The sequence below is a fragment of the Vibrio sp. ZOR0018 genome (genome assembly GCF_963865925.1).
In the GTDB taxonomy this organism is placed as follows: domain Bacteria; phylum Pseudomonadota; class Gammaproteobacteria; order Enterobacterales; family Vibrionaceae; genus Vibrio; species Vibrio anguillarum.
In genome coordinates, this window is the sequence record NZ_CAWMCN010000135.1 from 25423 (window position 1) to 35262 (window position 9840).

General features: G+C 41.0%; 7 protein-coding genes. 2 read left to right on the forward strand and 5 right to left on the reverse strand.

All coding sequences use genetic code 11. The features are described from left to right. Positions 1-5: 5 nt before the first annotated feature. The 4 genes from AACR75_RS16205 to AACR75_RS16220 all read right to left on the reverse strand — a co-directional run bounded on the left by AACR75_RS16205 (position 6) and on the right by AACR75_RS16220 (position 4846). Positions 6-275, reverse strand: coding sequence for a hypothetical protein (locus AACR75_RS16205; RefSeq protein ID WP_047691092.1), 270 nt, complete (start codon positions 273-275; stop codon positions 6-8). 35 nt (positions 276-310) lie between these two features. Then, a complete protein-coding gene (locus tag AACR75_RS16210) occupies positions 311-781 on the reverse strand; it encodes a hypothetical protein (RefSeq protein ID WP_047691095.1) in 471 nt (156 codons plus the stop codon). Between the two features lie 60 nt (positions 782-841). Next, the gene (locus AACR75_RS16215; protein ID WP_047691097.1) at positions 842-1441 is read right to left on the reverse strand and encodes a hypothetical protein; all 600 of its coding nucleotides are present in this window, start codon (positions 1439-1441) and stop codon (positions 842-844) included. 537 nt (positions 1442-1978) lie between these two features. Continuing rightward, positions 1979-4846 (reverse strand): DNA polymerase, encoded by a 2868-nt coding sequence (locus tag AACR75_RS16220; protein WP_047691099.1) that lies wholly within the window; start codon positions 4844-4846, stop codon positions 1979-1981. A 565-nt stretch (positions 4847-5411) separates the two neighbouring features. Here AACR75_RS16220 and AACR75_RS16225 point away from each other — a divergent pair. Beyond that, positions 5412-6539, forward strand: a complete 1128-nt coding sequence (locus AACR75_RS16225) for a DNA cytosine methyltransferase (protein ID WP_047691102.1) — start codon at positions 5412-5414, stop codon at positions 6537-6539. A 51-nt stretch (positions 6540-6590) separates the two neighbouring features. On the opposite strand, the gene AACR75_RS16230 is transcribed toward AACR75_RS16225, so the two are convergent. Further along, a complete protein-coding gene (locus AACR75_RS16230; protein WP_047691104.1) occupies positions 6591-7676 on the reverse strand; it encodes a hypothetical protein in 1086 nt (361 codons plus the stop codon). 646 nt (positions 7677-8322) lie between these two features. Here AACR75_RS16230 and AACR75_RS16235 point away from each other — a divergent pair. Continuing rightward, complete coding sequence (locus AACR75_RS16235) at positions 8323-9573, forward strand: HD-GYP domain-containing protein (protein WP_047691106.1); 1251 nt, start codon at positions 8323-8325, stop codon at positions 9571-9573. Positions 9574-9840 lie beyond the last annotated feature (267 nt).

A 9840-nucleotide genomic window follows, 5' to 3' on the forward strand; every position in this document is an offset into this window, starting at 1 on the left:
ACACGTTAGTGACCCGTGACTTCGCTAATCACCTGCTTCAAGCGCTTCGCTGTCTCCTTGTAACCAAAAGAATCGCGTTTAGTGTCATAGTCGTGCACCAGCGCGGTTTCAAGCTCATCAAGGATTTGATCCCAGTGTTGGATCTTGCCACCTTTCAACTCGATCTTTTTACCCACTGTACGCACTTCATCAAGGCGAGTTTGACGGTTCTGATTGCTGTGATGAGCTTCAGTTGTGAAAGTTTTAACGATTAAATCATAGATAGACATGTTCATGATGGAATACTCCAATAGTTAAGTAAAAGATGCAGTTAGACTGCGGTTTGATAAAAATCCCAAGTCGGTTTGTAACGACGGGACGGTGATGAGGCTGATGCAGCCTTATGAATTTCCTGTTTGATCATTAATTGTGTATCTAGATCATCACAGGGAATAAATGAAAGAATCCGGTTACCTTGAGTTCTCAGGATAAGCCCTTGATATTTTTCACTAAGGTGACATTCATATCCTAGAATGGCATTTTTACGCACCCAACTACCTGTTGGGAGGGTTATCCAGTAATTCGCGTCTCGGATGCAAAGCTTCTCAAGGTCAGCAAATAGCGCATCGAGTTTTTGCTCACTCTTTTCATCTTTAAGAGTCAAATGAGCTAGCTGTTTACCACTCGCTGCTCTGACACTTACGTGGTTTTTGATCTTGTTGATTGATGCCAGGATGGTCGTTGACAGCTGTTGCTTGTCACTGAATAGAGCCACCGTGTTCTTTTTTACTTCGGTTGCCATGGATGCTCCTTAATAGTCGATAGCAAAACCGAAACGTCATAATGTCGTTTCGGCAACAAGTTACGCAGCTTCAAGAGTGGGGTGATTTTCTAATTGTCGACGTAGGTTGGCATTTTCCTGCTCTAGCTCTTTGAGGCGAGCTTCCAGCTCAGATACTTTGTCAACCAAGTCATCATTCACAACGGGGGTTGTCTGTTTCTTCTCTGTTTTTAATTGAGTTGCAAAATCGTTGAACATTTCATTGATAGTGTCAGATTCAACATCCGGGTGTTGTTCTAGGTGTTGTTTAATTTGCTCACGCAAAGGGGCATAGCGCTTACTCGATAACTTGTAAACTTTGGTAAATCCTACTTTACGGCATTCATCTAGCGTTCCGAATTCACATAAGCTAGTCCAACGTGTAAGCGTGCGCTTATCTACCGTACGTTTACCGTTGCCGATAATATTTACATCACGCCATTTACCGAACTTATTCTTGTTCCCTTGAAAGAGCTGCTTAGCTTCATGCATTGCAGAACCAATATTGTACTGAGCTTGCTCACACTGCTCCTTATCAACAACACGACCAGCACCAGCGTTCGACAACTCGTTTACTATGGCATCGGTTAATTTATTTAGACGGCTTTCAGTGAGTTCTGGTACTTTGTTTGCATCAGTCATTTTTTCTTGTCTCCATATTTAAAAAGAGCCCTCATTTAAGCCCCTTTTAAGTTTTTGATCAATAGTAAAAATCCTTTTAAAACAGTCACTTGCTTGCTATTTTGGGTGTTTTGTAGTGAAAAAGTGAAAAGTGGATTACAAGGGGGCGTATCGTTGTTTAGAAGGCGTGTAACGAGGGTATTACCGAATTGCTTGTTACTAAAAAGGGGTATTCATCCACTCGGGAGAATTGGTTTAAGAGCCTGCTAGACATGTATCGGATTTTTCAAGAGCAAATTGGATTAATATTCTCATCTTTTACTTTTGTGATGTGTGTCATGAAATGTAAATTTAGAAAAAGTTGAAGCACTGACCCCTTTTTAAGATTGGATAAAGGCAAGAGATCAGGATAGGTTAACTCGGTTAGGAATGAATAATGATATTTAAATCATCATGTTATGAGAAAAGATGGATGTTGATTTAATTTATTAAAATCAATGACCTATATACTTTTGCTTAAGCGATTCCCTTCACGTTTTCCACTATCGTTACCCACTATCACGAGTTCTTCAGCATCATTTTTACTTCATCCAGCTCGTCGTTATGGAAAAAGTGTTCTATCTGCATGTCAGGGAACGTTGCAATTAACCAACGTAATAGTGGGATTAGTCTTGGGGTTGCAGCGAGTACGTTAGGATGGAAGGCTGTGTCTCGTGAATTGCTAATGGCATTATCTGCAATCCTAAATCCTGCATTGTTAAACAGTTCAGTGAATTGTTTGATAGTGAGTTTCTTACCATTAATGGTTTTGGTGAGTCCGTAGCTCTCTTTAGATAGAGCTCTTAACGCGAGTTTTAGCAGGACACCTTGTGAACCGTCTTCTTCATACTTGATATACGACCCCTTCAGTAGTGGTTTGGTTTTGCTGTAGTCGATCCAGTTCTCCCAATCTTCCATTGTTTTAAGACAGTTATCACGTCGCCATCCATCAAACAATGCGCGAGTCTGTTGTCCTTCTTGCTCGTTCTTCCAAGGTACGGTATCGAAGTAGATATGCTCGACGATGTGACCTTTAGGGTGGCGGATTTTAGTCATGCGAGGATTAACGGGTTTACGCTTAAAGTCGAACTCTAAGTTGAGCGTCTTTTCTCGTTGGATTTCTATCAAGTCCATGTCTTTAAGGTACATGTCACGAGGTGAAATCAATGAGTTGTTTGGGATCTTCTGTCCGGGGTAACGGTCTAAGAACAGTTCGACCATATAAGCATTTTCATCCTTTGCCGATGATAAGGCTGATTCCGGTGGCTTAACGCCTGCTTTTGCTATGACAGGTTCGGTATCGCCATATTCACCAGTAATTTGTCCACGGGTTTTCATTGCGATGATTTGTTTAGCATGGTGCTTATGTTTAATCATCTTACCGTCACCTGTTTGCCCGCAGATCTTACTGAACCGTTGGCTAATGGTTCCTGAAACGTGGAGTTGTTCTTCAGTACAGTTTACGAGATACCCATCTGTTGTGGCACTCACAACGGTAACGTCGTCGCCATGGTGTTTATGAATCCCTGCTAATTGCTCTGAGAGAACGGCTCTAACGAACCCTGTCGCATGAGCTGCGAAATATGGATTGGTAACAGGAGAATGAGGTATGTTTTTACTTAATCCATCTGATGAGTTGAAGCCCCGTTTTCCCTTCAGTCCCTGCCCCAATTTACCGTATAGCGTATTGCCAGTCTCTTTCCAGAGCTTCTCTCTGAATTTATCGCCTTCATCCGTGTATTTTTGTCTTTGCTCTCTGATGAGTTCCGTAAAGCCTTTGAAAAGTGGCTCTTTATCTTCAATCCATGGAACGATCACTCCGAACTGAATTTCAATATCACATCCCATGTTATACGCGACTTCTATCTCAGGTGCGGTGCAGTAAGAGTAGCCCTCTAGCGGATAATATAATCCATAGAGGTCAGTTCTAACGGGTAGGCATGGAAATTTCGTAGTGTCTTTATTGAAGCTGAACTTAACGTAAGCAAACCCCATTTTATGACCGAGATAGTCATTGATATTGGTTGAAGTGAAGCTTTTCTCGAAGTCTACGGGTTTAATGTCCATTAAGGCATTGACGTACGCTGTAGCAAGGTCAAAATCGTTGTAATCACCTAAGTTTACGCCACCAAACACGTAACACTCGTTTCTACCTCCATGGAAGCAGTCTATTGCTAGTTGTTCGAAGATACGACGACCAGCAGTGATGACAGTTTCTTTCTTCTGCATGACACGACCTTTTGTTTGATTCCAGTATTGAATCGTTTTGGTCTCCATACCGAGTGCTTGGTTCAGATCGTCTTTATCACCCGTGAGTGCTTTGAAGAGTGATACTGAGAAGTTACCCAGTGTTGATGGTAGATGTTCAAATTGAAGTTTGTCTAACCGTTCTTCTGGAACTTTATCTTTGAGTGATTTTTTAATGTCTTCGAGGGCGAAGTGTTGCATTTCCAATCCGTACTTAACGGTGATTTCGGCGTCTCTCAATGCGTAACGAAGGAAGAGTGGTTCATTTTCTACGAGTAGCTCATCCATACGGCTTTTACTATATGGCTCTGGTATCACTTCTTTAGGAATTTTGATGAGTTCCCCTGCGCTATCAAGTCCGCTTTGCCCTGGACTGAGTAGTAAAGTATCTACAAAGCGGACACGACTCTCACGTTTCTTTCCATTCTTGTCTGTAAAGTGGACGGGTTCTGAAGCTTGCTTGGTTCTACCCACTGCGTCTAGGTCGATGCCGTATGCGCCACGTGTGGAGGTTAATGTGCTTCTGACGACTTCCAGTTTCGCTTTCTGACTGGTATCCCAGAACGCTTCGAATGACACCATGTCAGCTCTGAGGTAGTGAGCATAGATGTAGATTTTCTTTGGCCATCCTGTGATGAATCCGCGCCCCATTGCAGTTTGGAGTACTTCAACCAAGAACTCTTCAAATTTCTTACGAGGTTTCTTGATTCGATTAATCGCTTTCAGTTCATCTTCACGACTTTTGTTCGCGGCTCTGGACTTCTTGATAACATCAGCAACGGGGGTAAGTACCACATCGCTCATGTGGTGTTCACCTGCGATTAGATAATACTGATAGGACAGAATGTCGTTTCGGTTTTCCTCGGCGTTGTAGACGTACTCACTGTCTATACCAATGTGAACCGCTTCATCATCACCTTTGAGTGCTTGCCATGGTGACTGCTGTTCATTCTCGAAGTAGATATCGAGCTCATCATCGACAGCTTTACTTGAGTATTCATCGGTTTGCTCTTGCGCTAGAAAAGCGTCGAGTTGAATGCTGCTTGATTCTGTGGTTTGGTCGGTGGTTTCTACTTGGAAGTATTCGTCGAGTTCTTTATCTATGGCTTCAACATGGTCAGGTTTGTTTTCATTGTTCATCGTTGTTCTCTTATAACCAAGTGCATTGTTGGCGGGTGATGCGTCCCTCTTTATACCACAGAGCTCATCCACTGATGAGTGTGGCTTCGTCTTGGTTTGGTGTGTGAGTGATAAGGTTGTGTAGAAAGTGAGAGGGACAGAACGATGATTTTTGAGATTTTGATGTGTGGTATGGAGAGTGGGGTAATTGATGAAAGTAGAAACCCATACCGGCTATGGGAACTCTCAAAACGGTGCTGTTTTTCATCGAGTGTAACTAAACATATAAATAACTCCGCTAGGAGGTCCGATTTAATATGGTATTACCCTGATAGTGAGTGGTGAACGATTTGGTCTAACTGTGTGCGGGGTATAGATATAGAGAGCCTGATCCTTTAGTGGGATCAGGTCTTTGTTACTGCTGGATAGTTGTTTGTAATATCAGTTTGTTAGCTCTCGTAGTCCGTGTAGTGAGGGCGTTACGTTTCCTGTTGATGTCAGTTCTTTTTGTTTTCTTTTGGGTAGCAGGCTAGAATTGCCGATTCGAACAAAACATTGCAGATTCCTTGAGGTTACTACATAACTAATGGCTACTATCTTTTCTTTTTTCTCAGGCTCTGGCTTTCTTGATTTAGGGTTCGAAAATGCTGGTTTTAATGTGGCACTGGTTAATGAGTATCACGAACCGTTCTTGGATGCATATAAATATTCAAGAGCTGTTATGGACAACCCAAAACCAGAGTTTGGCTACTACCTAAATTCCATCGAGGAGTTTGTAGATGGTGGTGAGTTGACAAATGAACTCAAACAGCATGTTAGCAAAGTACAGAAAGAAGGAGATTTAGTCGGGTTTATAGGTGGTCCACCTTGTCCGGACTTTTCTGTCGGTGGTAAAAATAAGGGCTCCGAAGGTGATAACGGTAAGTTAACGAGAACATATGTTGAGACCATTGTTGAGCATAAACCTGATTTCTTTTTATTTGAAAATGTAAAAGGCTTGTGGCGAACAGCGCGTCACAGAGAGTTTTATGAAGAAATGAAATCTAAACTTATCAGTTCAGACTATGTACTTACTGAGAACTTAACTAACAGCATTCAGTTTGGTGCGCCTCAAGACAGAGATCGAATCCTTCTTTTTGGAATCAAAAAAGAACATGTTGTAGGACTTTTAGATATCGAGTCTTTAAATAGGAATGTTCTTCCGAAAACACTTTTTGATTGGAGTAGTCACGTAACGTTTACTCTTGATGAGTCGTTGAAACTTTCATCGTGGCCTGAAACGGCGGTGTTTGAAGAAGGTGGAATAAGGACTATGCCAGCAGGTATAAAACCAGAGCTTACTATTCAATATTGGTTTGAAAAGAACAAAGTAATGGAACACCCTAATTCGAAACATTTTTTTCAGCCTAAATCTTCTAAATTTAAGGAAATTGCTGAGGGGGATGTGGGTAAAAAGTCATTTAAGCGATTGCATCGTTGGAGATTTTCGCCAACAGCTGCATACGGTAATAATGAAGTTCATCTTCACCCCTATTTTGCTAGACGTTTGAGTGCTGCTGAAGCACTGGCGATTCAATCTCTACCTAGTGAGTTTGTATTACCGCCTACAATGACGTTGAGTAATATGTTTAAAACTATTGGTAATGGTGTTCCATATGTAATGGCTTTAGGTGTTGCAAATACAGTATCTGACTTTCTATATCATATAAAGTAAAGGAAGAGGGTGGGTTTGTGCCCATCCTCTTTTTTTGACGGGTATTGTTCGTTATCTACAAGGCTCTAAGAAGGTATGGAAGAACATCGTGTTGTTGATACCTTTGAGTCCTCTTTTACATAATAAGTAGAGCTCTTCTATTGCTGAGTAAGGTAAGAAGAAAGTATTCATATCTTGGAATTGAGGGGCGTTAGCTTTTTTTAGAACTTGTTCTCTGATTTCATCTGGAGCCGCGATGATATATGTCATATGTGCGAGTTCGGGGGATTCTTCCTTAAACCCTTTCATTCGATTTAGACCTGACGTTACCCCTGTGCTATGTTCGATCTCTATGATAGCTGGGATTTTTTTCCCCTCGTCGCCAAACCAAATACAATCAATTAGTTCACCAGCAGGTGCTGCATTTGGATATCCTTGCAATGCAGGAGTATTGTTGAGATCTTTCAAGACACAATCCATTTCAATGAGTTTTTCATTGTTGTATAGAATCCCATGGTCGTTTTTGGCGACCCATGACTTCAATCCCATTGCTTCTGCGGACTTCACTAATAGTATTTGTATTTGAGCATGTCGTCTTTTTTGTTCGATATCAATTTCTTTTTCTTTTCCAGAAATATTGAGGTCGAGGGCATCAAAGTATAATTCTCTATCTACTTCGGAAATGACCATATCATTGACTTCTTTGACATGCATTTTACCCTGTTCATGAGGGATGTCAGGGCAATAGATTAGGTGTTTATGTCCCTCTTTTACCTTTGTTTCTGGACCTATTTTTTCTAGTCGACCTGGAAAGCATAAATAGAATGTAGGCGTGTGTAGTAGTAAAGCCTCTAGAGCTGAACGAGTGTTATAGCTTCCCCCATAAATGCGGTCGACATTCACAGGTTTATTTGGCTTTAGAGCACTAGCTAATCTCCAAAGCATCTGCGGTGATATCGGTTCTTTTTTCTTTTGTGCTGGGGTTTGACCTTTGCTCGGATCCCATCTTTTGATGTAGATTGGCCCTTCAGGAAGTTTGATATCAACGATCATTATTTTGGTCTTGGTTTCTTTAGTTGGATACTCATAGACATTATTTCTATTGAGTGCGTTGATATCAGAGACCAAGTTAGATGCTGTGAGTTGAATTTTATTCATACAGATGCTACTTATTGATAGAGCTGAAGGTAATGAAACTAAGTTTATAGCATATTAAGTCTTGGTAGTTAAGCAATGCGATAGTTATAGTACTTCTGACGTTTATCTAAGTAACTGTCTTGTATCAGATTATTTTGAGATAAGGTTCGTGCGCTATAAGTTGTTACCTATGGACTTCAGTTCGTTGAGAGTTTCTTGGCGAACTATGGGCAAACGTGATGGTTGGATGGGTTTCTTCTTGCGCTATCTAACAGTGTATTTCATGCCGATAAGTTACCATGGATTCTGGTGTGAAAATGACTTTAAGTGATTGTTTATACACGGATCAGCCTTGCTGATTTTGTATTCAAAATCCGTTTCCTTCGGGAGTGGCGGTTCAAGTCCGCCCACCGGTACCATAATTTAAACAACAAAGCCTCGACGAAAGTCGGGGCTTTGTTGTTTTTGTCCTCGAAATAATAGTCCACTATCTTAGGTAAATGGGACTCTTTTGATAGCCTTCACATACTTCTATATTGAACAGCGCACATTTCTCGCTTCTAGCCATACACATTTATATCAACACTACTAATATGTAGTTGATGAACTTTTGAGTGACTTCTTTTAAACTCATTAACTACTTAGTACTTAAGGTGTTATATAAATTGTGGCAAGCATAAAAATCACAGTAGATAGATTGCAGCCTGGCCTGCACATTAAGTTGCCCGTAAAGTGGAACGAACACCCCTTTCTTTTTAATAGCTTCAAGATTAAATCCCAAGAACAGATTCAATTGATAAAACACTTGGGGATTCAACATGTTTATATCAATCCTGCGCAAAGCGATACTCAACCCTTACCTGTCAATACGCAGCCGGAAGCCATAGAAGAATCTTCAGAAATGGAGAGTGAGGCTGAAAAATTGTGGGAAGAGAAGCAGAAACGGATTGAAAAGTTGAACGCATATCGTAGGCGAGTTCTAAACTGTGAAAAAGAGTTTGAGCGTTCTCTATCCCGTATGCGTGCGGTAATGAACAAGATACGCAATCGGCCAGAGGATGCGATAGATGAAGCTTCAATTTTGGTTGAAGATATCGTCGATAAGCTACTGAGTGAAGATAGCGTTACGCTGCATTTAATGAATGGCAAAAGTGAGTTTGAAGACATCTACTTTCATTCACTCAACGTTTCGGTCATTGCAATGATGATAGGAAAAGCGAAAGGGTATGATGCTCAAAAAATCAAAGAACTTGCTTTTGCTGCGCTGTTTCATGATATAGGCAAAATTAAGGTTCCCACCGTGATTGTTAGAAAGAAAACAACACTGACAGAGCCCGAACAAAATTATCTCAAATTACATACTAAGTATGGTTTGGATATTGCGAGTCATATCGATAGCTTTCCAGAAAGTGCAAAGAGAGTAATAGAACAGCATCATGAACTTAATGACGGCAGTGGGTATCCGCTTGGTTTAAAGGAAGCGGCTATTGATGAGCTTTCACAGGGCATTACGGTCGCGAATGTATTTGATAATTTGTGTCATCCCAATATCGTTGCAGAGCAGAAGATTCCTTATATTGCACTTTCCTATATGTATAAGCATTGTAATCACTTATATAGTAACGAAAACTTAAACGTATTGGTTAAATTTATGGGCGTTTTCCCTCCAGGAACCGTTGTTCAGCTTTCTAACAATATGGTTGGGTTAGTCATCTCCGTAAACGCTAGCCACTTACTCTATCCTAATGTATTGATTTACGACCCTTCGGTTCCGCGAACCCAAGCGCCCATTATTGATTTAGCTGATCGAGATTTAAAAATTGTTAATGCCATTCTTCCGCATAAACTTCCGGATAAAATCCGAGACTATCTTAACCCACGCTCTAGAATCTCTTATTTCTTCGATAGTGATGAGTAATATGCTTCTTTGTACTGCCTCAGTGCGAGCTTTCATTGACGAAGAAAAGCACGCAATATGAAGTGTGTCACCTCAATGCTCTGGTGATAGCAAGGAGATTTAGAGAGGGAAATAGGTCGCTAATTAATCGATATTTAACGCTTTGGTGTCTTTTTGTTCACTTGAGCTATCAGAAGGTACTTTTTTCTAAAAACCGCTTGCACTCATCTTCGTTCTCCCTATAATGCCGCCTCACTGACACGGCACAGCCAGTAAGGGTTCAAGCCC